The sequence below is a fragment of the Fervidobacterium pennivorans genome (assembly GCF_001644665.1).
GTDB lineage: Bacteria > Thermotogota > Thermotogae > Thermotogales > Fervidobacteriaceae > Fervidobacterium > Fervidobacterium ngatamarikiense.
This window is the reverse complement of record NZ_CP011393.1, coordinates 1915199-1938258: the sequence shown is the minus strand read 5'-3', so window position 1 is coordinate 1938258 and position 23060 is coordinate 1915199. Positions and strand designations below refer to the sequence as shown.

Sequence of the window (23060 nt, the reverse complement as noted above, 5' to 3'; positions counted from 1 at the left end):
TCGGTTAAATGGGAGTATGGGCGATAGGTGATATACACGGTTGTTTAAGAGCTCTAGAAAGATTGATAGAAAGGATATCACCGGGTGAGTATGATAAGTTAATCTTCCTTGGCGATTACATAGACAGAGGACCAGATGCGAAGGGCGTTGTTGACTTTTTGCTCCAACTCTCTAGGAGAACGCAGTGTGTCTTTTTAAGAGGAAACCACGAACAGATGTTGCTTGATGTTATCGATAATAACGACGACATCTTCTTGTGGAACTTAAACGGAGCACAGGCGACAATTCGAAGTTACGGAAATCTTATTCAATTAGAAACAAATGAAGAGCACATGAATTTCTACAGAAACACTAAATACTACCATATTGAAGGGAAATATTTATTTGTTCACGGTGGTGTTAGACCAAATGTGCCAATTGAGAAACAGGATCGGAGGGATTTGATATGGATTAGGGAGGAGTTTATACTTAAACGACACAACCTGGATTTTATAGTTATTTTTGGACATACACCCTTTGAAGATGTTTATTTTGGCGAAGATAAAATAGGTGTAGACACAGGATGTGTGTACGGTGGAAAATTGACAGCGATTGAAGTAAACGAAAAAGTCGTTATAAAGGAGGACTGCAGGGATGTACGATGAAATTTTTAGACCAATCGTGGCGGGTCTATTCATGGGCTGGGCGAATGTGATTCCAGGTATCAGCGGTGGAACAATAGCTGTTATAATGGGCATTTTTGAAAGGTTTATCGATGTTATAAACAATATAATGGCGTTTAAAATTAGTAGGAAAGATATCAATTTTATAGCAACGCTTGTCTTAGGAATTGCCGTTGGCATTATAACCGGAAGTAAATTACTTACATGGGCATTTCAAAATCATTCGTTTTACACTTACAGTTTTTTCTTTGGGCTTATACTTTTCTCTTTATGGAATTTCAGAAATGAGGTTTCTCAATTTCGATTTTTTGAGTTTGTAGCTGGTTTTCTGATAGTTGTGGCTCCGTATCTTTTTAAAAGCGGTCAATCGAACGTAACTTCTGTAGAAGGTGGATTCGGCTACGTCTTTTTAGCTCTTGCTGGCGTTATCGCGGGAGCGGCGATGGTCTTACCTGGAGTTAGTGGTTCACTACTGCTGATGCTCATGGGATATTACGAAGCAGCTATTAAGACCGTGTCTAAGTTGACAAAAGTTTTAACCGGAGGGCTCCTTATTTCCGATTTCCTTTTTTTACTCACCCTTGGAATAGGTGTTTTGATAGGGATAGGAATTATTTCGAAAGTTCTGAAGGTTTGGTTTGAAAAAGCCAAACTCTCTGTTTTGAATTTTATCCTGGGATTACTTGCCGGTTCACTTTATCCCATAACCCCGGCTTATCATGGTTCAGGTAACGTTTTCGGAATGCTTCTTTGGATTGCTGTTGGTGGATTAGTTGTTTACGCACTCGGAAAATTTGAAAGATAAATTTCTGTAAAATAAACAAGGGGGCGTACACATGGTTTCTGAATACTCCGGATACTCTGAAGAACTCAAAAGTATGCTTGAAAACGCAAAAAGCGAGATTTCAAATGCAACAGATAGTAAACAACTCAATGACTTGAGGGTAAAGTACCTTGGAAAATCAGGTGTTGTTACTTCGTTGATGAAAAAGCTCAAGGATTTACCACCTGAAGAAAGACCGAACTTTGGAAAGGTTGTTAATGAGCTAAAGGACCAAATAGAAGTTTTACTTGAGGAAAGAAAGAGTCAGTTAATGGAAACCGAGAAACAGCAGCTTTACAAGAAACTCTGGGTTGACCCAACAATGCCTGGAGCACGCAGGTCTCGTGGACATCTGCATATAATTACAAAGGTCCAGAAAGAATTAGAGGATATATTCATTTCGATGGGTTTTTCCGTGGTTGAAGGTCCGGAAATCGAACAGCCTTGGTTTAATTTTGATGCGCTCAACACTCCAGAATGGCATCCTGCAAGGGATGCGCACGATTCTTTCTATATCAACGATGAGTACATGTTAAGAACACATACCTCGCCTGTCCAGATACGTACCATGCTCTCAAGGAAACCGCCTCTTGCAATAGTCGCACCAGGTAGAGTTTACAGAAGAGACTACGATGCCACACACCTTCCAATGTTTACACAGATGGAAGGTTTGTACGTTGACCATGATGTTACGGTAAAGCACTTGAAGTATTTCTTGGAAGAATTTGCAAGAAGGTTACTCGGTGAACATACAAAGGTAAGACTCCGACCAAGTTACTTCCCATTCACTGAACCGAGTTTTGAGGTTGATATATACTTTAACAACAGATGGTTTGAGGTGCTTGGTGCAGGAATGGTTCATCCTAACGTATTTAAGAACGTGGGCTACGACCCTGAAGAATGGCGTGGACTAGCTTTTGGACTTGGTATAGAAAGAATTGCAATGGTGAAATATGGTGTAAAAGATATCAGGGACTTGGTTAGAAACGATATCAGGTTCTTGGAAAACTGGTAATTTAATAGTATAAGCAAGACTTGGAGTGATGGTGTGTCAACAGTTTCGGGAATACTACTTGTGGATAAAGAAAAAGGACCAACGTCTCACGATATTGTTGAGAGAGTGAGAAAACTGCTTCGAATAAAACAAGTTGGACATGCTGGAACGCTCGACCCGTTCGCAACGGGTCTTCTTGTGGTTGGTGTGGGAAAGGCGACAAAGTTACTTGAGTATCTTCAACATGAAGACAAAGTCTACAAGGTAAAGTTCAAATTGGGTGTAATCACCGATACCTTTGATATAACTGGTCAAATAATGGAAGAACATTCTGATGAGGTTTCGAAACTTTCTGAAGGGGAAGTCTTGGGTGCGATAAAATCTTTTATAGGAACATACAGACAAGTTCCACCAGCATACTCGGCTAAGAAGTATCAAGGCAAAAAGCTGTACGAACTTGCACGAGAAGGGAAGATTATAAATCTTCCACCGCGTGAAGTAACAATATACGACATATGGGACGTAAAAATTAACTTACCTGAGGTTGAATTTGTTACTAAGGTCTCTTCTGGTACTTATGTAAGAAGCCTATGCATGGATATAGGTTACAAGTTGGGGTGCGGAGCAACTGCAACAGAGCTCAGAAGATTATCAGTTGGAAGATTTGTAGTCGATGATGCGATAATGATACCGGAAGTAAAGAATTTAGATATCCAAGTTTTTGAAAGTTTACGGGAGCTGATTATCAAAAGCTTAATTCCGTTGGAAAAAGTGCTTGATTTCCCAAGAATAGTTGTGAAAAGCCAAGAGAAAATTTATAACGGTGTTCAGCCAAAGGTTGAAGACATTGTAGAATACGAAAATTTCAAAAAGGACCAAATAATCCAGGTTTTTCATAACGGAAAATTAATAGCAATTGCTCGTGCTGAGAGGAATTCTGAATTCATGGAGACACTCAAAAAACATAACAGAAACGAACGCATCGCAACACTAATAAAGGTGTTTAAGGAGGAGTAGGAATGAAAGTAGGTATTGTTGGACTTTCGCAGGTTGGTAAGACGACAATATTTTCTTTGCTCACAGGACTTGAGGTAGACCTCTTTTCTCAAGAGCATCAAAAAGGAACTGCAAAGGTCCATGATAAGCGAGTGGATATTCTTGCAAAGATGTATGAACCAAAGAAGGTGACTTATGCAACTTTAGAGTTTTTCGATACGCTGGCTTTGAAGATAAAAGATATCAAGGAACGAACGGCGGTATTTAACGCAATTCAAAATGTTGAAGCAATGCTTATCGTGGTTAGAGCATTTAAAAGCGATAGTGTACCATACCCTGAGGTAGAAAAACCTATTGACCAGCTCAAAGCAACTTTGAATGAATTCCTTTTCAGGGACCTTGATGTAGTGACAAATAGGATTGGTAGATTAGAAAACGCAAAGAGAAAGCTCGAACCAAAGGAAGAGATAGAGTTAAAGTTGTTAAAACGCATACAGGAGGCGTTAGAGAACGAGCAACTTTTATCGAAAATTGGACTTACGGATGAAGAAAAAAAGATGCTTGGAGGGTTTTCACTTACTACCTTGAAACCGATAGGTGTAGTAGTAAACGTCGATGAGGAACAGTTCTCTGAAAAGAGTTATGAAACAAAGGATGAAGTTATAAAACTTTGTCAAGACAACGGGTTTGCGTATGTCGAACTATGTGGTAAGCTTGAAATGGAGCTGAACGCCTTGAGCGAAGAAGAGAAGATGGAGTTTCTCAAAGAATTGGGCACAGATGAAACAGGTATAGAAAGACTATCCAGAGCACTCTACACACAATTTGGATTGATTTCCTTCTTTACTGTTGGTAAAGACGAAGTACGCGCATGGACGCTCAGAAAAGGTGCAACAGCAGTCGATGCAGCAGGCGTTATTCATAGCGACTTGGCAAGAGGTTTTATTCGAGCCGAGGTTATAAAGTACGATGACCTGGTTCGGCTTGGTTCCGAGAAGGCGGTTAAAGATGCCGGATTAATGAAGCTTGTTGGAAGAGATTACATTGTTGAAGATGGTGATATAATAACGATAAGGTTCAACGTATGAAAGTAAAAACGTAACGAAGAGGGGGTTAGAAATATGTCCGAAGCAGTTGCAAGAATAAACGAGAACGTGTATATTGTAAGAGACAGGGTTATTGCGGTTGTTCCTGTTACGTCAACAGTCTCCAGGCGTATAAGAGCGAGTAGCCAGCTTGGTGGAAAAATGGTCAATTTAGCTTATGGTAAAGAGTGTAAATCTATAGTCTTTATGGATAGCGGTCATTCATTACTGCTTGCTGAACCTGCTCTTGAAGTTAGAAAAAAGATTTGGGGTTAACGATAATTGGAGGTAATCTTAAAAAGGTAAGTATGTTTAAAAGGCTCATATTCAGAACGACCAAGCATAATCGTTACAGTGTTGCTGCGCTTGTTTCTGCTGTGCTTAGTGAGATTGAAAATATGGAGATTTTTGAAACTAAAAATGTCGCTGATATCTTGCAGTATCCGGTATCGGATACTGCAGTTGCTTTTTCATTTATGACCTTCGATTTGGATACTGTAGTAGAAGAACTTAAGGTACTGAAAAAACACGGCTACACTGTAATTGCTGGTGGTCCACATGCAACGGCACTACCTTTCGAACTATTAGAGCTTGGTTTTGATTATGTTTTTGTTGGTGATGGGGAAGAAAATATCATCAAGTTCTTGAAAGGTGAATTACCGGAGAATAGAATCTTCGACGGAGTGAAAAATCGTGTCGATTTGAATAAGTACCCTCCCATATGTGAGAAGAAGAAGCTCTTCATGCCAATAGAGATTTCCCGTGGATGTCCTTTTGATTGTGGATACTGCCAAACACCAAGATTAGCTGGCAAGATAGTTAGGCATAGAAGCATAGAACAAATTGTTGAATACGAAAAAATTTCTGTAAAGCATGGAAAAACGATTGCACGATTTATTACACCAAATGCATTTGGGTATGGTAGCAAGAATGGAGTTACTCCCAACCCAGAAATTGTTGACGAATTGCTCTTTAAGATAAAATCTACAGGTGTGAAAGAGATATACTTTGGAACGTTTCCATCTGATGTCAGACCTGAGAGCGTTACCGATGATATGGTCAAAGTTATCAAAAAATACGTAAACCATGATTATATCGTTATAGGTGCGCAAAGTGGAAGCAATAGGATACTACAACTTATACGTCGCGGACATACAGTTGAAAAGGTAGAAGAAGCGCTTGAGATATTAGCTGACAACGGTTTTTATGCGAAAGTAGATTTCATATTCGGATTTCCGTTTGAAACAAAAGAAGATGTAGAACAAACGTTCAATTTCATTGAGAAGATTGTTAAGAAGTACAATGCAAAGATTCATGCCCACACTTTTATGCCTCTCCCAGGCACACCTCTTTCAAACGTCGGACCAGGTGTTTTGAAAGATTTCCATTACAAATTTCTTGGACAACTTGCTTCAAAAGGTATTCTTGACGGATATTGGTTGAAACAAGAACAACTCGCCAAAAAGGCTGTTCAAAATATGCGTATCAGGGTTGGAAATGAACTTTAAAGGGGGGAAGAGGGATGACGATAAGAAAGGAATACGTGCATTCTTGCGAGCCGGAAAAGCTTTACGAAGTTGCTATGAAAGAAGCAGAACCGTACATCTCTAAGTTCAACGTGAAGATATCTAGAATAAGCGAGAACATCTTTGAAGCAAAGGTTAGTATCTTTGGAAAAGGAACGATAGAGGTTCAAAAAGACAGAATCATAATCACCGTTGATTCTTCATTTCTCGGAATGCCAGGAATGAAGGAAAAGGTAGAAGAGATGATAGATAAATATATGACTGAGTTAATTGAGAAGTGCAAAGCACAGCAGTGAAGTTGAAACATAGAATATAAGTGGAAAAATTTTCTCTTGACTTTTCCCAAAAATTTGTGATAAAATACCTCAAAATCTAAAGGCAACGGGCGGTGTGTGGTTTTGGTAAGTAGAATTAGATTTTCTTTGATTGTCAACCATTATCAAATGAATTCAACAAAGTTCTGGTGGTGGACAACCGGTGGTTGTCCACCAGTTTGTTGTTGCCATACCTAAGGAGAAAATAGGCAGCAACAAGACATACAAAGTGTGGACAATCGCCGGGTACGTGTAAAATCGTACCCGGCTTTTTTATTTAATCTACATTCAACCTACGAGATTTCCGGTAATAAGTCAAGAGGAGAAAAAATAGAAAAATAAAAAACCTAGTCAACACTTTGACTTTCAATAACTTAATATTTCACTTTCATTCTTCACATACTTGATTTCGTTCTTTTTACCTATTTCATCGGTACATACGGTACGTTGTTCTTTAGTAAATAATACACTAAATTTACTAATTTCCTTGCAGTTAATATTAGCGCTCTCATGTGTTTGTGTGTTGTTGCTTCTGCGTACTTTTTGCGATAATATTCTTTGTATACAGGATCGTATGTCTTTACTCCGTTCGCTGCCATTACTAGGTATGTTCTTAGATACTTGTTCCCTTTTTTCGTTAGTTGGTTGTTTTCTGATTTGTAATTTCCACTTTGATTGATTGTCCATACAAGCCCTGCGTATGATGCTAACGCTGAGGCTTTTTCGAAACGATTGATGTCTCCTATTTCGGCTATAATTCCAGCTGCAGTTATTTCTCCTATCCCTTTGACTGTTGTTAGTGTGTTCGAAATTACTTTAAGTAATTTACTTATTTCTTTCTTTACTAGTTCGATTTGTTTTTCATAGTGCTGTATCAAATCGATAGTGGAAACAATAGATATTCTCAGAGTGTTTGAAGGATTAACAGACAACCTCAAGGCATCTTTAGCAAGAGTTTGGAGTTTTTCTGCTAAGACTTGTGAAGAGACATTGTGTCTGGAAATTTTCGCAATATATTCAAATAACTCTTCAATTGGCATGTTTGCGATTTCTTCGATTGTATAATCTTTAAGCAGGCATTCGAAAGTCTTATTTAGTTTAAAGTCAAGTTTAGGGAAATAAAGAGAAACATACGAATAGAGCCTAAGTTTCAATCGAGCGATATCTTCGTTGAACTTTAAATAAAGTCTGGTGAGATTACGAAGCTCAGAGATGATATATGAGTTATTGACAAAAGGGACTAAAGACTCAGGAAATTTAGAAGCGATAGAGAAAATAAGTTCAGCATCGATTTTGTCAGTTTTAGGACGATTGAGAATTTTGCGATAGAGCTTAATGTTATCAGTTTTAACCCAAAAGACAGGTACGTTGTTTTGAAAGAAGAAGTTAGCGACATTAAAAGAAAAAACACCAGTTGATTCAAGGACAAGAGAAAAATCGGAAGAAGAAGCAAAAGCTTTGTTAAAAAGTTCAACAATACCTTGAGGAGAGTTCTCAACAGTCCCACTACCGATGAAATCAGAAAAGAAAGAAAGATAGTTCTTTGAGACATCAATAGCTAAAATAGCCAAAGGAATCACCTCCGGATTGAGTACAGCCTTACAACCTCGCGGTACATAAGAAAACGAGGCAAAACATTTTCCGGCAAGTAAAAAGCTGTACTCTAGTTAGGCAATCTTATTTAAGAGAACAAAGTCTCAAGGAGGGGCAACCTGAAACTATTTTACCAGAGGTGTTAAAAAATATGCATTCAATTTTCAAAGACCAATTTTAATTTTTACCGAACTTATTATACGAGGAGGGGTTAGTATGCTCAGGGAAGTAGTGTACTTGAAGCCTGAGGAAATGCCAAGAAGTTATTACAACGTGCTTGCAGATTTACCATTCAAATTGGACTTACCACTTGACCCTGAAACGGGGCAACCTATGAAACCTGAGAAGTTGCTCAGCATATTCCCGGAACCATTGCTTGAACAAGAGATAAGTGACAAAAGATTCATCCCTATTCCGGAACCTGTTTTGAAAGAATACGCAGTTTACAGACCCACCCCACTTATCCGAGCAAACTTTCTGGAAGAATACCTTGGAACGCGTACACGGATTTATTACAAATACGAAGGGGTCAGCCCTACTGGTAGTCACAAGGTGAATACTGCACTTGCACAGGCTTACTACAACAAAATCTCAGGGACAAGAATTTTGGTAACTGAAACGGGTGCAGGTCAATGGGGGAGTGCACTTTCGTATGCAGGAGCGAAGTTTGGTTTGGAAGTTCGAGTCTTCATGGTAAAAATTAGCTATAATCAAAAACCTTTCAGAAAGGTACTCATGAATATATTCAACGGTAACGTTGTCCCAAGTCCGAGCAAGTTAACACAATTTGGTCAGACGTTCGATGAAGAGCATCCTGGAACGCTTGGTATAGCGATTTCAGAAGCTATTGAAACTGTCTTTAAAGAACAGGGTGCAAAGTATGCACTTGGAAGTGTTTTGAACCACGTATTGCTACACCAAACGATAATTGGACTTGAGCTGAAGGAACAATTAAAAAAGTTAGGAATCATACCAGATATGATTGTTGCATGCCACGGTGGAGGTTCCAACTTCGGTGGGACAATACTGCCTTTCATTCCTGATATTCTTGAGGGGAAACATATAAAAATTATTGCGGTGGAACCCGAGAGTTGTCCATCTCTGACTAAAGGCGAGTACCGATATGACTTTGGAGATAGCGCAGGTTTGACACCGATGATGAAAATGTACACACTTGGCAAAGATTTTGTTCCGCCATCAATTCACGCAGGTGGATTAAGATACCACGGGGCAGCTCCAATTGTTTCAAAGTTACTCTACGAGAAACTGATATCAGCTGCAGCTGTCAGTCAGGATGAGGTCTTCGAAGCCGGAAAACTCTTTGCAAAAGTGGAGGGAATTGTTCCAGCACCCGAATCAGCACACGCGATAGCATATGTGATTAAGGAAGCGAAAAAGAATGAGAAAAAGACAATTGTCTTCACACTTTCCGGACATGGATATTTTGATTTGAATGCGTACGTAAGTTCTTTAAGCGGGACTTTAGAAACTTTTGAAGTTGTCTAGAGGAGGTGCGAACTATGTTTGGTAAAACATTTAAGACAGCTCTCTTAAATAGATATTGATAATAAATACAAAATAAATACAAAACAAACATAAAAAGCGGTCCATTTTCGGACCGCTCTGTTTTTTAACTTTCAATTTTATACTTATTCTCTGGGGAAGACTATGAACTTAAGCGCTGTTCTTGTTTCATTTTCCACTGTTACATCCGTAAATGCCGGAACGCAGACAAGGTCGTATCCACTTGGTGCGAGGTACCCTCTTGCGATTGCAATTGCCTTGACTGCTTGGTTAACAGCGCCTGCACCGATAGCTTGAATTTCCGCCTTTCCTTTTTCTCTGATAACACCTGCTAACGCACCTGCAACCTTGTTTGGATTTGATTTTGAAGAGACTTTTAGTACTTCCATAGTTCTACCTCCCCTTCTTTGGCGCTTGATAGCTCAGTAGTTTGTTCTAAGCACCGGTGAATATCGTACCTTATGTTATAATCGCTGTTTAAAAAACGAACAGGGATTTTTCTTCAAAGTTTGGCGCGCCCGGCAGGACTTGAACCCGCAACCATCGGATCCGAAGTCCGACGCTCTATCCAGTTGAGCTACGAGCGCGTCCGTGATAATCACACTATATAAAAAACTGGGGTGGCTAGAGGGATTTGAACCCTCGACCACCTGATCCACAGTCAGGCGCTCTGCCAGCTGAGCTATAGCCACCACAAATAGTTGTTTTATTGATTTTTCTTTTTGGCGCGGCCGGCGGGACTCGAACCCACAACCCTCGGATTAGAAGTCCGATGCTCTATCCTGTTGAGCTACGGCCGCAACCTGCCTTTCGGCGTCAGTATTACCAATAAATCTGGAGCGGGCGACGGGACTCGAACCCGCAACCCTCGGCTTGGAAGGCCGATGCTCTACCAATTGAGCTACACCCGCACCACTGGTCGGGGCGACTGGACTTGAACCAGCGTCCTCCGGTTCCCAAGACCGGCGCGCTAGCCAACTGCGCTACGCCCCGACGTGAAGGACCGTGAGTTATTATAGCACACACGTTTTAGAGTGTCAAGTAAACGATACATATAAAACTACGTTAAATTTGTGTTGATAAAGGCAACTATACAACAACGTGTTATTCTCCGCCTTCTTTTGGAATGACACAGATGAACGACGTTTCTTTATCCGTGAAGTTGTGGAATTGGTGTTCTTCGTTTGGTTCCACAAAGACAAAAGAACCTTTAGATACCCTTGTTCTTCCGTTTTTACTTACAACTTCGAGCTCGCCATCGACGACAAATATTTCATGCTCCCATGGGTGAGTGTGGTATGGTGTTGAAGCTCCTGGTTTCAATGTAAATAGTCTCATTACAAAGTTTGGAGCACCGTCTCTTGGACCAATCAAAACACGTTTTAAAATCTTTCCGCCGTCAATTTCAAGTGGTTGCATTTCTGAAATGCTTCCTATCTTCATTGTTTCGCCCCCTCCTTCTTGCCTCAATGACAACGTACCTGTAAGGTTCCAAACCTTCAGAGTACGTGTGTATATCTTTATGTTTTTTTGCCAACTCATGAACTATTTTCCTTTCAAATGCAAACATAGGGTCTAACTTTACTTTGCCGAATTTTCGTGCTCTTTCAACAGCCGCTTCTACAATCTTCACCAACTGTTCTCTTCTCTTCTCGCGGTAATTTCCTGCGTCGATTATTACAGTAACTTTTGTGTCTGTTAACCTGTTTAGGTATATATTGGCAAGATGTTGCAAAGCCCCCAAGCCCTTTCCATGCTTTCCTATTAGTTTACCAATCTCTTCACTATGGCATGTTGCTATAAACGTTTTCCCACGGCTTGCTATTTCAATGTAATAATCAGCTCCAAAGCGTTTAAAGATCTCTTCTAAAAACTCTTTTAACTTTCTTTCATAGTACTTATTAGTGATTGTAATCTCTACCACTGCATCCCTTGCAAAAAGTCCGAAAATTCCGTGCGTCCCTTTGTCAATAACGTTGACTTCATACTCCCCTTCCAAAACATCGTGTTCACTTTTGAATTGTTCAAGGATTTCCTCGACACTTTTACCTACGTAGTTTATCGTCTTCAAGTCACCCACCCCTTTTTCTTACTGCGTGGTTTGTTGTTTGGCTTGTTGGTTTTATACCTTCTTTTTTTGGATTCCCCAAAGTTCGTGTTGAGAAATGCCTTTTATCTTGTAACGTCTGTATATGTAGTATGTGATGACAAGCTGAATTATCGAGTTCATAGTCCAGTAAAGGAATATACCGCTTGGTAAACTTATAAAGAAGAATGGGAATATGGCACCCATGAGTATCTGTTGCCAAGCAGTTCTACTGTCCTGGCTGGTGATAAGCGCAAGATAGTAACTTGTCAATATTGTGATTACTAAGAAGAGCCAGTTGTTTGACCAGCCACCTACGGAAAGGTCCCTCCAAATCAAGAAACCTTGAGATACTGAAAAGAGTTCCTGATAGCTTTGAATAACTCCGTAAAGTAACATGAAAATTGGTAACTGAATAAGTAACATCAAACAACCACTTGATGGATTTATCTTATTTTCCTTGTAGAGTTTCATCAATTCTTCTTGTTGTTTCTGCGGGTCTTTGTATTTCTTTTTTATAGCATCTACAGCTGGTTGTAGTTTTCTCATTTGAATCATCTGTTTTGTTTGTGCATGATAGAACGGGTAAAGGATAAGCCTAACTATAATTGTGAAGATAATAATCGTTAAACCGAAGTTTTTTGTAAATGAATTTATCCAACTAAAGAATTCGTTGAGACCATCGGATATAAAACTGTACCAGGTCCCTACACCAGGGATGGTTCTTATAAGTGTCGCAAGTCTTTCATAGTCTTCTCCGAAAACATGCTTGACGACAACCTTTTTGTATGGTCCCATGTAAACTGTGAATTTCAAATCCTTTCCGATGACTTGTGTTTGGTCTAACTTGCCCGAGAATTTGACGATGGACGAGTAGTCTCTATCGGGTCTGAATGAGACAAAGAAATTCACCGCTGAGCGTACGGTTGATTTGTCCCAGATTAACGGTAGGGCAACTTTTACTTCCTCGGGAGAGCGAATTTCTACATCAAAAGTGTAGGTGTAAAACCTTTGGTCAAAGGAGTAAACCTTTTCAACACCGTTTTCGTAACGGAAAATGACTTTGACACTTTCGTATGAGTCCTTCAAATCTTTCGATTTCTCCCCGTATTGTATGTTGTATGTTGGTGTTGCAACGGAAATTTCCTTACCTTGTATATCAAACAAATTGAACCCGTCGTTGTCGTTTATAAAAAATAAATACGCTCTGCCCAACATATGAGTAACCTTCTGTAAATTGCCATCTTTTCCCAATTCTACTTGGAGATATCTTGAGGTGATGACTATAGAGTCAACACGCTCTTCCACGAAGAAGCCAGCAAAAAGTGTCAACCCCGTTAGCATTGCTATTAACAACAAAAAAACGACGGTTATTTTTTTCAACTTGACCGCCTCCTTCGAATGTTATTTATTTTTTGATGTTCCACGGATTTGTCGTGTTTTGGGAGATGGAACAGTGTGAACTCTTCCGGAACAGGGTCAAATCCACCTTTTGACAAAGGATTACATCTGAGAATGCGCCAGAAACCCAGGAGGAGCCCCCTAAAAATGCCAAACTTTTCCACAGCTTGATATGCATATGTGGAACAGGTTGGTTCAAACCTGCACGTTGGGGGTTTTAAAGGAGAAATGTACTTTTGATAAAATCTAATAAGTCCCAGTATTGCTTTCCGCATCAATTAACCTCTCAAAATTCCCCAAAAGTGCTTTGCAAACGACTTTATAGTTACTTTTTTCAAACTTTTCGGATAGCGCTTTTCTTGCTATAACAATGAAGTCATATCCCTTTGGAATAGAATCTTTGTTCAATCTAAAACATTCACGAATCCATCTTCTCAATTTATTTCTCCGGTTCGCCTTTCCAAATTTTCGCTTCACGATGATGGCTAACCTACTGTAATCAAGTCCATTCTTTTTGTAAAGTACTACAAAATCTTCACTTTGAATCGCTTTACCGTATTTAAAAACTAGGGATATATCCCTCCTGAGTCTCAGGCGCTCTCTTTTTCTGAATGTATACTTTCTCAGACTGTGAGTCTCCATCTACCTGTTCTTCTTCTGTTCTTTAGAACTCTTCTTCCGCCAGGTGTGGACTTTCTGGCAAGAAATCCATGGGTTCTTTTTCTTTTGATTCGAGACGGTTGGTACGTTCTCTTCATACCACTTCCTCCTTTTCATATGTTTGTAGGTCTAATTCCGATTATACCAAAATTTTCTAGTTGTTCAACAGATGATTTTAGCGTTTCCACGTGTATATAAAAAAACTGGTGGCCAGGGACGGAATCGAACCGTCGACACGTGGATTTTCAGTCCACTGCTCTACCAACTGAGCTACCTGGCCACCATTAAGTTTTTATATAATCGTTTCAATTCATTTTTTCCACTTGGTGGGTGCGGCAGGACTTGAACCTACGACCTTCTGCTCGTAAGGCAGACGCTCTCCCTCTGAGCTACGCACCCAACCTATTTTAAAAACTGGCGCCCCCAACGGGATTCGAACCCGTGCCGCTGGCTTGAAAGGCCAGTGTCCTAGACCGCTAGACGATGGGGGCGTTTCCTTTGTTTCTTCGTGTTTTTCCACACAATTTTGGTCCTTCAATCAGTGACCGTTACCAATAATACCAAAGAAAAATTTTTTGTCAAGTGGTTTTGAATAAGTTTTAATGAAAAGAAAAGGTTAACATTTTGTATCTAGTAACTACGAAGCAAGTTAATACACTGTTTTTTGTGCGCTAGATTGTGCATATATGGTATAATGAGATAAGTAAACTTGCAGAAGGGAGGCATCGAGAAGTGTTTAGATGGGTATTCTCAAAGCTCACACCTAGGTCAAGACCGAGGCTTGCCAGTGAAGCTTTTAAAAAAGGAGATTTAGAAACTCACAAAAAGCTACACTCACCTGATGAGATAGGAAAAGAACCTTGGCACAAAACCGAACAGGGAAAGTATATAGGTCAAGCTGTTTACGGTGCAAGTGATGGTATAGTAACGACATTTGCTGCAATTTCTGGAATAGCTGGAGCAAACTTGAATCCCAAGATTGCTATTATTGTCGGTTTGGCAAATCTTTTTGCCGATGGTATTTCTATGGCGATAGGGGACTACCTATCGGAGAAATCGGAAAAAGACTACATAAGATCTGAAAAAGAACGTGAGTTGTGGGAGATAGAACATATGCCTGAAGCTGAAAAACTTGAAGTTAGAGAGATTTACAAGAGGAAAGGACTAACTGGTGAAAAATTAGAACGTCTTGTTGAGGTAATCACAAGTAATAAAGAGATATGGGTAGACACGATGCTACACGAGGAACTTGGGATTTTTGAAGATGATACGAATCCTCTCAAAAGCGCTGTTGTAACGTTCCTATCTTTTGCCATTGCTGGTTTTATGCCACTGATTGCGTACATCTTTGCGTCCCAGTCTCAACTGTTGGCTCAAAATCAGTTTTTGGCATCGTGTCTAATAACTGCGGCAACGTTATTTTTCGTTGGTGCATTGCGCCAGGTTGTTACCGGTGTAAAGTGGTATAAAGGCGGTTTCGAAATGTTGTTTGTTGGTGGGCTTTCGGCAGCAGTTGCGTATCTAATAGGCTGGTTGTTGGAAAAAGTGGTGAAAATTCCGGCACTATAGAGCGTTCATTATAGTAGAAAAGTGAGTGATTAAAATGCACATAACTTTTCGAGATTTAATTGTACTTTATCCATTAATTTTCTTAGCAGGATTTGTTGACTCAATAGCTGGGGGTGGAGGTCTCATCTCACTTCCTGCTTATTTGTTCGTAGGTTTGCCAAGTCACAACGCGCTTGCTACAAATAAACTTTCATCGACGATAGGGACAATTTTCAGCACACTTAGATATGCGAAAGGAAGGGCGATAGTTTACCTTGTTGCTTTTCCCTCGGTTGTTGGAGCGCTTATAGGCTCGCACATAGGTGCAAAGTTGGCGCTTGTATTGAGCGATAATGTCTTAAAGTTTGTCTTAGCGTTCTTAATACCTTTAGCGGCTGTAATTGTTCTTTTGGCAAATCCAAGGAAAGAAAGAACACTGGAAGTCGAAAACGTCTCAAAGACACGAGCAGTTGTAGTTTCTGGTTTGATAGGTTTGACTATAGGTACATACGATGGCTTCTTTGGACCAGGAACTGGCACTTTTTTGATAATACTTTACGTAAGTTTTTTGTCCTTAGACCACGTGAGTGCATCAGGAACAGCTAAGATAGTCAATTTGGCTTCAAACGTAGGTGCACTTCTTACTTTCATCGTTGGTAAAAAGGTTTTGTATTCCATAGGACTGCCTGCAGCCGTCTTCGGGATTGCGGGCAACTGGCTCGGTTCGGGACTTGCATTGAAAAAAGGTGCAAAGATTATCAAACCTGTGATGCTTGGAGTTCTCGCAATACTTTTTTTAAAAATACTTATGGACTTAATTTGACCTCTTAGCAGGGGGTGAACGTATGGGTGATATGTTAGTAAAGTTGTATGAGTTACCCGAGCTTAATAGCACATTAGAGGAAGCAAGGAAAAATGGAATTGTCATCAAACGCCCAATCGGTCCAGAGAAATACTTTGTTGTTGAATGGGTCAGGTCGAAGTTTGGCAATCACTGGGCAAGCGAAACTGATATGACGTTTTCCAACAAGCCGATTTCTTCGTTCATAGCTATAGATGAGAAGACGAACAAAATCGTTGGATTTGCTTGTTATGATGCTACAGTGCGCGGATTTTTCGGACCAACAGGTGTTGATGAAGAATACAGGGGAAAGGGAATAGGGAAGGCTCTTTTACTAGCTTGCCTACACGACATGTTCAACGTCGGATATGCTTATGCCATTATAGGAGACCCTGGTCCGATTGAGTATTATAAAAAAACCGTTAATGCAATAGAAATTGAGGGGTCCTATCCAGGAATCTACAAAAATATGGTTAGGGAAATTTAAGAATAACTTCGTAAAGTGGCTAAGTAAAGTGCTACCTTATATTTTTTATAATATGATAACGTTACCAGATGATAATGAAATTCAAAGTATTTTGAAAAAAACAAATATTTAGTTACCATTATAACAGTACAGACTTGATTTTCCTAATTTTTTAGACCTATTTGACTTTGGTTCAATGAATAAGAATAATGAAATACCTTTTAGACACTGGACATAAAAATGTGCTTTTTTTAAACGCTCAGAAATACAAATATGCAGCAAGAGTTAGGGAACAGGGGATGAGAAAAGCTCTAAATGAGTATGAACAAACCTTGGAAAACAAAATTGAATTCGAAGTCATATACTCGAACGAAGGTTTCGAAAATGCCTACGAAACTTTCCAAATGTTTCTCCGTAGGATGAAAAAAGAATTCAAGTATGATGCGGTAGTCTGTTATAACGACATCTTTGCTTACGCGGTTATCAAGTTGTTGAAAGAGAATGGATTTAAAATTCCTGAGGAACTTTCCATTGTTGGCTTCGATGACATCAGTTTTTCATCGATAATAGAGCCTCCTTTAACAACGGTAGCTACAGATAAAATCAGATTGGGAAGAGAAGCGTTCAAGAGTTTAATAAAGAATATCGAAACTGGTTCCATTTCTCAGATAATTTTGCCCGTTGAACTAAAAGTAAGGAACTCCACTAAAAACCGAGGCAATGGAAATCCTTAGTGTAAAGTTTTTCATGTTTATGGTAAAATATTGATGAATAAAAAATAGAAAGGGGTATGAGCTATGTCGGATGTCAGTAAAATCATCAACGAAAAGGTTGACAAATATTTTGATGAAATCTTAGAAGCTCTCAAAAAGGTTATAGCGATTAAATCTGTGATGAGTGAACCAAAAGATGGAATGCCTTTTGGTGAGGGTCCTGCAAAAGCTTTGCATGAAACCTTGAAGATAGCTGAAGAACTAGGATTTAAGAGTGTGAACATCGATAACTATGCAGGACATGTGGAATACGGCGAAGGTGGGAAAATTTACGCTGTACTTGGGCATTTAGATGTTGTCCCCGAAGGTGATATAGAAAGGTGGACAAGTAACCCGTTTGAGCTGGTGATTAGAGATGGTAAGATGTATGGTAGAGGTGTTTCTGATGATAAAGGACCTAGCATTGGCGCACTTTTTGCATTAAAGATAGCTTCAGAATTGGTCGATAAACCAAAAAATAGGGTACGTATTATATTTGGTACAAACGAAGAAAATGGTTCTCAATGTTTGAAGTATTACTTTACGAAAGAACCTTACCCAGACGCAGCGGTAACACCGGACGGGGATTTTCCAGCAGTTTTTGCAGAAAAAGGTATAGTTACATATTCAATAAGCAAGAAGATTTCAAAAGAACACACAACAAAATTGGTAGAGCTAAGAGCAGGAACGGCAGCAAATGTTGTACCGGAAGAATGTATTGCAATTGTAGAGTCTGATAAGTTGAATGAAATTGCATATTTAGTGTCTAATTACGTGGGAGTGTGTAAGTACGAATGCAAGATTGATGGTAACAGAATCACAATTAAATCACTTGGCAAATCTGCACACGGTGCTCACCCAGAAGCAGGAATTAATGCAGCGTCTGGTATGCTTGAATTACTTTCAAGAATTGATTTTGGTCCGGAAAATGAGACGATTAGAACGTTATACGAGCGCCTTGGAAGAGATTACTACGGTATAGGTCTTGGCATATCCGGTCAAGATGATGTGAGTAAAAAACTTACGTGCAACCTCGGAATTCTAAAACTTGAGAACGATACGATAACAGCGATTATAAACATTAGACACCCAATATTCTTCAATGTGGATATGATAACATTGCAAATCAAAGAAGCCATGAAAGGTTTTGAAGTAGAACGAACAAGTTATAGTAAACCTCTTTACGTGTCAAAAGACAGTGACTTTATGAGATTGCTACTGAAGATATACCGCGAAGAAACTCAAGACATCTCCGAACCTATCTCAATAGGTGGAGGTACATATGCAAGAAGTGTTCCATATGGTGTAGCATACGGTGCGGTCTTCCCAGGAGAAGATACTCACATGCACCAGCCTGATGAATGTTGGTCTTTGGAATCATTTAAGAAATACATACGTATATACACGAAACTTATATATGCTTGGTTAACAGAGTAATTCATGCAATTTCACGGATAATAATCCCCCGCTTGGATTGGCGGGGGATTATTGAAATCAAGAGAGATGATATATGTGAGAAAGTTTGTTGTTAACCTTTGTTTGTTAACATTCTTACTAATGCTGGTCCAAATGCTGCAGATACTTTGGACCAACGATAATAAATGTCATCTGCAAACATATGGGCAAAATTTCTCACCGATAACGGTGGTTATTGGGACAGTATTCATCCTGAAATCCCACAAGCACGTCCAAGTACTTTAACTATAGACGGTTACTATTTAAAAGTGAACTTTGGAGATTTTGAACGAACGATAAAATATATAATTGACTGCCATACGGTTACACAATCAAAATTCGATAAGTATATTTCCGTAGAATTTAAGCTCTTAAAAAACAGACAAGAATTGCCTTTTGGTGCAGTATTTGATTTTGGTTGGCCCGGTTTCTAAAAGAGATTGGTTTCTACTTCTTTTCTTCAAGTTCTATTTTCTTCAATAGTTCCATTTGTTTTTTAAACTCCTTGATTCCCATGTTTTGTAATATAAACCGTCCAACGAAGAAGCCAAATGGAAGCCATGTGACGTGTCCACTTGGTATGATATACCGCTTCGGTCTTCCCAGTGCCTCCCATAATAACTTCCTACTTCTTTTTGGAAGTGCCTTGTCAAAAAGTGCTTCCACAAAAATTATCTTTTCTCTATCCACGAACTGCGCGTATGCAATGGGGTCTAATTTTAGGTAGGGGTGTATATTGCTCGATTGCATTTCTTCAACTGATTTGAACCGTTTTAACATTTTTAATTGTTCCTCAAAAATCTCCTTTATTTTCTTCTGGTCATCGATAAAGTGTTTTAATTTTCCTTTGGTTTTTTCGTTTGATTTGAGTTTTTCAATACTTCTTCTAAAATACGCTAGCGTAGGTGAATGCCACATAAGGGTTGCCATTTCTCCACCAACAGTCATTAGGATGGTTTTTTTGAAATCGTTTCGAATGGCGTTTATCATAACCGATATCATACCGCCAAGACAGAAACCAAACAGATGAGCGTTGTCGACCCACAGGTTCTGAGATTTCAGATGGTCAATGACGGAGAGAACATCAACAACTGCCTGTTCCCAAAATTTTGTCGCTCTCTCAACATCTGCGTCAAAGAAATCTTTTCCACTAACAGAACCGTGTGCAACCCTTGTAAAGTTCCCCGGTAAAATTGGCATCACAACCCTGACATTAGCGTTTGCAAGGTGTGTCGCCATCCACAGTAAAAATGGGATATTGGATGTTCCAAGACCATGCAAGACAAACAATATGCCAACAGGCGCCTCCTTTGGGTCAAAAAGATAGTATTCAACAATTTCTGTACCTCTCTCTGGATTAGAGTAAAGTGTGTTAAAACGAGTGTATATACCACGAAACTTCTTCGATTTCATTATATATCCTTGTGTGAAATCAGCGATTTTACCTGTGTAATTGAAACTCACCATAACTTTCCCTCCAAAAACTGTGCTGTTTTCTCTATTATATCAACAGTCTTTAGGTCTCTCAAAACAAACTCGAAACCATGATTACCTTTTGGATGGAGAAGAAGTTTTGCTATTAATCCTTTCTCCCGAAGTCTCTTAAACATTTTCACAGAGGAGATGTATGGCACAACAGAATCTTTCAATCCATGCACAAGAAGTGTTGGAGGATAGTTCTTTGTAATGTTGTTGATGGGAGAATATCTTTCATACATGTCTTTTGCTCTTGTAGGCAGTCTTTTTAACGTTGTTGCAGCAGCAAGTCTAGCAAAAATAGACGTAGAAGTCCATATATCAAGCAAGTCGCAAGGTGAATAGTAGGCTACAACGTTTTTAACCTTTTCGGGGATACGACTAGCAGCTAATAAAGCAAGATGACCACCTGCCGATAATCCCATTAGTGAAACCTTTTCATTTATCCCATGTTTATTTGCTAAATGGTTTTCCAAAAAAACAACCGCTTGGAGTAGTTCAGCAATTAACTTTTCGATACCGGCTTTATATCCTCTTTCGTAATCTATAGTTGCTACGATGAACCCTTTACTTACAAGATACCTGTACCAAGAAATGTTATTTGGTTGTCTTCTGTATCCACTTATCCATCCGCCGCCATGTGCGAATAAAACAACCCCTTTTATACTTTGTGTCCTACTCATTGATTCCAGAGAAGACGGATAAAATATGTCAAGCAACAACCCCGGCAAATATTCAAAAGTTTCGCGGTATTTTATGACATTTCGTTTCCTGAGTTCTTTTGAATCTGTGGGTAATCTGCCAAATATCGACTTCCTAATAATTGGTGTGTTTAACATAAGAAAAACAATCAAGAAAATAAAGAAATTACCGAAAGCTATGAATAATGAAAACAGGTATAGGAAAAATTTGAATATCACAATTATTCTGATTTTGAATTTATGTCCATTGGTTATTTTCTTAGATACTTCATCACTTTGCTCTTGTCTCACAGATTTCCACACTCCTATTTTTGTAAAAACTTCCAGCAATAATTATATCACCTTTCCAAATCCCAAGATATGAATTTTGACAATTTTTGACAATTATGGATGATAAAAGATGCACTAAAAGAATAAAAAAGAAGGTTTGACGAGAAATTTAAATTTTTTTTGTGCTATTTTCAATTCATAACACTTATTCGCCAATAGTTTTTAAGAACTGATTTCTGTTAAAAAGAGTCCAAAATGATAAAATGCTGTGAACAGTGTGGTAACGTTACCGATATTCGTCATATTTCGGTTTTACAATTCCTAAGGTATATGAACTCAATGAATTTAGAGTACTTTAGAGTACTTTAGCTCACAAAATGGGAAGGGGGTCTAAAACTATGAAAACTAAGGCAGTTTTTTTGGTGATTGTACTACTTGTTGTAGTTTCTCTGTTCACGTCTTGTACCAGCACAGTGCTTAAAAACGATGCAGGTAAAGTTCCAGTAACATTGTTGGTTAAGACAACTGATAACGAAGAAGTGGAAAAGGTTTCTCCAGGGTTGACAGCTTACGGTGACTCGGTTGAAAAAGTGATAGTTACAGTTAGAAACGAACAAGGTGATGTTGTTTTCCAACAATCTACTTTAGACAAGTCAAAGTCAACCTTCGATTTGGAGCTTCCAGGGTATGGAAAATACAAATTCACCGTTGAAGCAGTGGACTCATCCGGAGCAATTGTGATGAAAGGTGAAAAGGAGCAGGTCGTTGATTCTACAACAAAAGGTATCGTGCTTTACTACACAACATTCAACCCGTACGGTACTTACTATACGTACTACAAGGCTTATGTGATACCGATATACAAAGCTCTCTACAAAATTATTCCATTCTTTGAATACTCGAGCTTTGATTCAACATCTTGGATAAGGTCCACACCCACTCTCTATGAAATAAGAAAGCCGTACAGTGGCTATCCATCAATTGTTCTTATTCATGGAATCGACAGTAGTGAGATAAATGGTGTGTGGACGGATTATAAGAACGATATGATACAAAAATGGAACAAATATATCCCAGCAGGTTATGGCTTATATTTCTTTGCATACCCTACGTTAGATGTGCCGCTTGATTATAGCGCTAGTGTGTTAGCTCAAAGTATAAGTACGCTTGGTAGCGCCATGAGAACGAAATTTTACTTCTTTGCACACAGTATGGGCGGTCTGTTGCTGAGGTACGCACTACAAGACTCTACATTCAGAAGCTATGTTGCCAAAGTTGTGTTCTCTGGAACACCACACATTGGTAGTCCTTTGGGAAATTTGGTTGTTATGAACAAGAATGACCTTTCAAACAGGAGTGACTGGACATTGATAAAGGATTCACTTATACTTGCTAACATGGCTGGAGTATTTGTTGAAGCACCGAATTATAGATACTTGGTTTACGGAGTCAGCCATCCTCTAATACCTTCGGGAGTAATTTACAAGACGTTTGCAGGAGTTGTTCCAACATCGGATCTTGGTTCGCTCGTAAGCAGTGCTTGGTCCAATGGTATTACGAACGTCTTAGGACATTCCATAGTGGCTTCACTAATGATTAAAGTGTTTGGGGCAGATTTTTCCAAGAGCGACGGTGCGGTACCACTCCAAAGTGCGAGCGCTTTTGGGAATACGGAAATTCTCTATGGCTATACTCATGCAGATTTAGCCAGCAATCCAACGGTAATCAGTAAAGCTTTTTACTTCTTCTTTGGAAAGACTTTAAGCATAGATGATGAAAAATTACTTGGTAGTAATAATACTGAAGGTGCTATTGACACAAAACTTGAGCTTGATGCTGTTAAATAAATGATTGAGCGCCTGGGAGCAAAAACGGGGGCTTCAGCCC

26 protein-coding genes and 8 tRNA genes are annotated in these 23060 nt (G+C 39.2%); 16 read left to right on the top strand and 18 right to left on the bottom strand.

The window, feature by feature from the left end; translation table 11 throughout:
* The first annotated feature begins 8 nt into the window (after nucleotides 1–8).
* Genes JM64_RS09100 through JM64_RS09065 form a run of 8 tightly spaced genes read left to right on the top strand, consistent with a single transcriptional unit; the run spans nucleotide 9 to nucleotide 6382 of the window.
* Nucleotides 9–644, top strand: coding sequence for a metallophosphoesterase family protein (locus JM64_RS09100; protein WP_064012337.1), 636 nt, complete (start codon nucleotides 9–11; stop codon nucleotides 642–644).
* Nucleotides 634–1467 carry a DUF368 domain-containing protein gene (locus tag JM64_RS09095; RefSeq protein WP_064012336.1) on the top strand — a complete coding sequence of 278 codons (834 nt, stop codon included), beginning with the start codon at nucleotides 634–636 and terminating at the stop codon, nucleotides 1465–1467. The genes JM64_RS09100 and JM64_RS09095 overlap by 11 nt, the downstream gene beginning before the upstream one ends.
* A 31-nt stretch (nucleotides 1468–1498) precedes the next feature.
* On the top strand, nucleotides 1499–2500 hold the full coding sequence (pheS, locus tag JM64_RS09090) for a phenylalanine--tRNA ligase subunit alpha (RefSeq protein WP_064012335.1): 1002 nt from the start codon (nucleotides 1499–1501) through the stop codon (nucleotides 2498–2500).
* A gap of 33 nt (nucleotides 2501–2533) precedes the next feature.
* The gene (gene truB, locus JM64_RS09085) at nucleotides 2534–3496 is read left to right on the top strand and encodes a tRNA pseudouridine(55) synthase TruB (RefSeq protein WP_064012334.1); all 963 of its coding nucleotides are present in this window, start codon (nucleotides 2534–2536) and stop codon (nucleotides 3494–3496) included.
* A 2-nt stretch (nucleotides 3497–3498) separates the two neighbouring features.
* A complete protein-coding gene (locus JM64_RS09080; RefSeq protein WP_064012333.1) occupies nucleotides 3499–4563 on the top strand; it encodes a DUF933 domain-containing protein in 1065 nt (354 codons plus the stop codon).
* 33 nt (nucleotides 4564–4596) lie between these two features.
* Nucleotides 4597–4836, top strand: a complete 240-nt coding sequence (locus tag JM64_RS09075; protein WP_064012332.1) for a DUF370 domain-containing protein — start codon at nucleotides 4597–4599, stop codon at nucleotides 4834–4836.
* 32 nt (nucleotides 4837–4868) lie between these two features.
* Nucleotides 4869–6068, top strand: a complete 1200-nt coding sequence (locus tag JM64_RS09070; RefSeq protein ID WP_064012331.1) for a TIGR04013 family B12-binding domain/radical SAM domain-containing protein — start codon at nucleotides 4869–4871, stop codon at nucleotides 6066–6068.
* A gap of 14 nt (nucleotides 6069–6082) precedes the next feature.
* Nucleotides 6083–6382, top strand: coding sequence for a polyhydroxyalkanoic acid system family protein (locus JM64_RS09065; RefSeq protein WP_064012330.1), 300 nt, complete (start codon nucleotides 6083–6085; stop codon nucleotides 6380–6382).
* Nucleotides 6383–6822: 440 nt separating this feature from the next.
* Here JM64_RS09065 and JM64_RS09060 read toward each other — a convergent pair whose 3' ends face one another.
* The gene (locus JM64_RS09060) at nucleotides 6823–7971 is read right to left on the bottom strand and encodes an IS110 family RNA-guided transposase (RefSeq protein ID WP_011994508.1); all 1149 of its coding nucleotides are present in this window, start codon (nucleotides 7969–7971) and stop codon (nucleotides 6823–6825) included.
* 238 nt (nucleotides 7972–8209) lie between these two features.
* Here JM64_RS09060 and JM64_RS09055 point away from each other — a divergent pair, with 238 nt between their 5' ends.
* Nucleotides 8210–9499 (top strand): TrpB-like pyridoxal phosphate-dependent enzyme, encoded by a 1290-nt coding sequence (locus JM64_RS09055; RefSeq protein ID WP_064012329.1) that lies wholly within the window; start codon nucleotides 8210–8212, stop codon nucleotides 9497–9499.
* Nucleotides 9500–9642: 143 nt separating this feature from the next.
* Here JM64_RS09055 and JM64_RS09050 read toward each other — a convergent pair whose 3' ends face one another.
* The 15 genes from JM64_RS09050 to JM64_RS08980 all read right to left on the bottom strand — a co-directional run bounded on the left by JM64_RS09050 (nucleotide 9643) and on the right by JM64_RS08980 (nucleotide 14155).
* Complete coding sequence (locus JM64_RS09050) at nucleotides 9643–9906, bottom strand: stage V sporulation protein S (protein WP_014451777.1); 264 nt, start codon at nucleotides 9904–9906, stop codon at nucleotides 9643–9645.
* Between the two features lie 121 nt (nucleotides 9907–10027).
* Nucleotides 10028–10104, bottom strand: a tRNA-Arg gene (locus JM64_RS09045).
* Nucleotides 10105–10133: 29 nt separating this feature from the next.
* Nucleotides 10134–10209: transfer RNA gene (locus JM64_RS09040), tRNA-His, on the bottom strand.
* Between the two features lie 31 nt (nucleotides 10210–10240).
* Nucleotides 10241–10317, bottom strand: a tRNA-Arg gene (locus tag JM64_RS09035).
* A gap of 35 nt (nucleotides 10318–10352) precedes the next feature.
* Nucleotides 10353–10428 (bottom strand) — tRNA-Gly (locus JM64_RS09030).
* 5 nt (nucleotides 10429–10433) lie between these two features.
* Nucleotides 10434–10510: transfer RNA gene (locus JM64_RS09025), tRNA-Pro, on the bottom strand.
* Nucleotides 10511–10621: 111 nt separating this feature from the next.
* Nucleotides 10622–10960, bottom strand: coding sequence for a cupin domain-containing protein (locus JM64_RS09020; protein ID WP_064012328.1), 339 nt, complete (start codon nucleotides 10958–10960; stop codon nucleotides 10622–10624).
* On the bottom strand, nucleotides 10923–11588 hold the full coding sequence (gene jag, locus JM64_RS09015) for an RNA-binding cell elongation regulator Jag/EloR (RefSeq protein ID WP_064012327.1): 666 nt from the start codon (nucleotides 11586–11588) through the stop codon (nucleotides 10923–10925). Before jag ends, JM64_RS09020 begins: the two co-directional genes overlap by 38 nt.
* Nucleotides 11589–11639: 51 nt before the next feature.
* On the bottom strand, nucleotides 11640–12986 hold the full coding sequence (yidC, locus tag JM64_RS09010; protein WP_064012326.1) for a membrane protein insertase YidC: 1347 nt from the start codon (nucleotides 12984–12986) through the stop codon (nucleotides 11640–11642).
* On the bottom strand, nucleotides 12983–13279 hold the full coding sequence (yidD, locus tag JM64_RS09005; protein WP_064012325.1) for a membrane protein insertion efficiency factor YidD: 297 nt from the start codon (nucleotides 13277–13279) through the stop codon (nucleotides 12983–12985). The genes yidC and yidD overlap by 4 nt, the downstream gene beginning before the upstream one ends.
* Complete coding sequence (gene rnpA / locus JM64_RS09000) at nucleotides 13251–13646, bottom strand: ribonuclease P protein component (protein ID WP_064012324.1); 396 nt, start codon at nucleotides 13644–13646, stop codon at nucleotides 13251–13253. The genes yidD and rnpA overlap by 29 nt, the downstream gene beginning before the upstream one ends.
* Nucleotides 13628–13762, bottom strand: coding sequence for a 50S ribosomal protein L34 (gene rpmH, locus JM64_RS08995; protein WP_033191903.1), 135 nt, complete (start codon nucleotides 13760–13762; stop codon nucleotides 13628–13630). The genes rnpA and rpmH overlap by 19 nt, the downstream gene beginning before the upstream one ends.
* 106 nt (nucleotides 13763–13868) lie before the next feature.
* Nucleotides 13869–13944 (bottom strand) — tRNA-Phe (locus tag JM64_RS08990).
* A gap of 44 nt (nucleotides 13945–13988) precedes the next feature.
* Nucleotides 13989–14063, bottom strand: a tRNA-Val gene (locus tag JM64_RS08985).
* Nucleotides 14064–14079: 16 nt separating this feature from the next.
* Nucleotides 14080–14155, bottom strand: a tRNA-Glu gene (locus JM64_RS08980).
* A gap of 241 nt (nucleotides 14156–14396) precedes the next feature.
* Here JM64_RS08980 and JM64_RS08975 point away from each other — a divergent pair.
* The 6 genes from JM64_RS08975 to JM64_RS08950 all read left to right on the top strand — a co-directional run bounded on the left by JM64_RS08975 (nucleotide 14397) and on the right by JM64_RS08950 (nucleotide 19160).
* Complete coding sequence (locus tag JM64_RS08975) at nucleotides 14397–15233, top strand: VIT1/CCC1 transporter family protein (protein ID WP_064012323.1); 837 nt, start codon at nucleotides 14397–14399, stop codon at nucleotides 15231–15233.
* Between the two features lie 34 nt (nucleotides 15234–15267).
* Nucleotides 15268–16035: a TSUP family transporter gene (locus tag JM64_RS08970; RefSeq protein WP_064012322.1), complete on the top strand. Its 768-nt coding sequence runs from the start codon at nucleotides 15268–15270 to the stop codon at nucleotides 16033–16035.
* A gap of 22 nt (nucleotides 16036–16057) precedes the next feature.
* Nucleotides 16058–16540: a GNAT family N-acetyltransferase gene (locus tag JM64_RS08965; RefSeq protein WP_064012321.1), complete on the top strand. Its 483-nt coding sequence runs from the start codon at nucleotides 16058–16060 to the stop codon at nucleotides 16538–16540.
* 188 nt (nucleotides 16541–16728) lie between these two features.
* Entirely contained in the window at nucleotides 16729–17253 is a 525-nt protein-coding gene (locus JM64_RS08960; RefSeq protein ID WP_064012320.1) for a substrate-binding domain-containing protein, read from the top strand.
* Nucleotides 17254–17316: 63 nt separating this feature from the next.
* Nucleotides 17317–18708, top strand: coding sequence for a dipeptidase PepV (gene pepV, locus JM64_RS08955; RefSeq protein WP_064012319.1), 1392 nt, complete (start codon nucleotides 17317–17319; stop codon nucleotides 18706–18708).
* A gap of 164 nt (nucleotides 18709–18872) precedes the next feature.
* Nucleotides 18873–19160, top strand: a complete 288-nt coding sequence (locus JM64_RS08950; protein WP_064012318.1) for a hypothetical protein — start codon at nucleotides 18873–18875, stop codon at nucleotides 19158–19160.
* Nucleotides 19161–19173: 13 nt separating this feature from the next.
* On the opposite strand, the gene JM64_RS08945 is transcribed toward JM64_RS08950, so the two are convergent.
* A complete protein-coding gene (locus JM64_RS08945) occupies nucleotides 19174–20193 on the bottom strand; it encodes an alpha/beta hydrolase (protein WP_064012317.1) in 1020 nt (339 codons plus the stop codon).
* Nucleotides 20187–21194: an alpha/beta hydrolase family protein gene (locus JM64_RS08940; protein WP_231882373.1), complete on the bottom strand. Its 1008-nt coding sequence runs from the start codon at nucleotides 21192–21194 to the stop codon at nucleotides 20187–20189. Before JM64_RS08940 ends, JM64_RS08945 begins: the two co-directional genes overlap by 7 nt.
* A 377-nt stretch (nucleotides 21195–21571) precedes the next feature.
* On the opposite strand from JM64_RS08940, the gene JM64_RS08935 reads away from it, so the two are divergent.
* Nucleotides 21572–23020, top strand: coding sequence for a lipase family alpha/beta hydrolase (locus JM64_RS08935; RefSeq protein WP_064012316.1), 1449 nt, complete (start codon nucleotides 21572–21574; stop codon nucleotides 23018–23020).
* Nucleotides 23021–23060: the final 40 nt, after the last annotated feature.

Excerpts from the sequence above, each read along its gene's own strand:
- JM64_RS09100 (WP_064012337.1), top strand. The coding sequence starts at position 9 with ATGGGAGTATGGGCGATAGGTGATATACACGGTTGTTTAAGAGCTCTA.
- JM64_RS09095 (WP_064012336.1), top strand. The coding sequence starts at position 634 with ATGTACGATGAAATTTTTAGACCAATCGTGGCGGGTCTATTCATGGGC.
- pheS (WP_064012335.1), top strand. The coding sequence starts at position 1,499 with ATGGTTTCTGAATACTCCGGATACTCTGAAGAACTCAAAAGTATGCTT.
- JM64_RS09080 (WP_064012333.1), top strand. The coding sequence starts at position 3,499 with ATGAAAGTAGGTATTGTTGGACTTTCGCAGGTTGGTAAGACGACAATA.
- JM64_RS09075 (WP_064012332.1), top strand. The coding sequence starts at position 4,597 with ATGTCCGAAGCAGTTGCAAGAATAAACGAGAACGTGTATATTGTAAGA.
- JM64_RS09070 (WP_064012331.1), top strand. The coding sequence starts at position 4,869 with ATGTTTAAAAGGCTCATATTCAGAACGACCAAGCATAATCGTTACAGT.
- JM64_RS09065 (WP_064012330.1), top strand. The coding sequence starts at position 6,083 with ATGACGATAAGAAAGGAATACGTGCATTCTTGCGAGCCGGAAAAGCTT.
- JM64_RS09055 (WP_064012329.1), top strand. The coding sequence starts at position 8,210 with ATGCTCAGGGAAGTAGTGTACTTGAAGCCTGAGGAAATGCCAAGAAGT.
- JM64_RS09050 (WP_014451777.1), bottom strand. The coding sequence starts at position 9,906 with ATGGAAGTACTAAAAGTCTCTTCAAAATCAAATCCAAACAAGGTTGCA.
- JM64_RS09020 (WP_064012328.1), bottom strand. The coding sequence starts at position 10,960 with ATGAAGATAGGAAGCATTTCAGAAATGCAACCACTTGAAATTGACGGC.
- yidD (WP_064012325.1), bottom strand. The coding sequence starts at position 13,279 with ATGCGGAAAGCAATACTGGGACTTATTAGATTTTATCAAAAGTACATT.
- rnpA (WP_064012324.1), bottom strand. The coding sequence starts at position 13,646 with ATGGAGACTCACAGTCTGAGAAAGTATACATTCAGAAAAAGAGAGCGC.
- rpmH (WP_033191903.1), bottom strand. The coding sequence starts at position 13,762 with ATGAAGAGAACGTACCAACCGTCTCGAATCAAAAGAAAAAGAACCCAT.
- JM64_RS08970 (WP_064012322.1), top strand. The coding sequence starts at position 15,268 with ATGCACATAACTTTTCGAGATTTAATTGTACTTTATCCATTAATTTTC.
- JM64_RS08965 (WP_064012321.1), top strand. The coding sequence starts at position 16,058 with ATGGGTGATATGTTAGTAAAGTTGTATGAGTTACCCGAGCTTAATAGC.
- JM64_RS08960 (WP_064012320.1), top strand. The coding sequence starts at position 16,729 with ATGAAATACCTTTTAGACACTGGACATAAAAATGTGCTTTTTTTAAAC.
- pepV (WP_064012319.1), top strand. The coding sequence starts at position 17,317 with ATGTCGGATGTCAGTAAAATCATCAACGAAAAGGTTGACAAATATTTT.
- JM64_RS08950 (WP_064012318.1), top strand. The coding sequence starts at position 18,873 with ATGTCATCTGCAAACATATGGGCAAAATTTCTCACCGATAACGGTGGT.
- JM64_RS08945 (WP_064012317.1), bottom strand. The coding sequence starts at position 20,193 with ATGGTGAGTTTCAATTACACAGGTAAAATCGCTGATTTCACACAAGGA.
- JM64_RS08935 (WP_064012316.1), top strand. The coding sequence starts at position 21,572 with ATGAAAACTAAGGCAGTTTTTTTGGTGATTGTACTACTTGTTGTAGTT.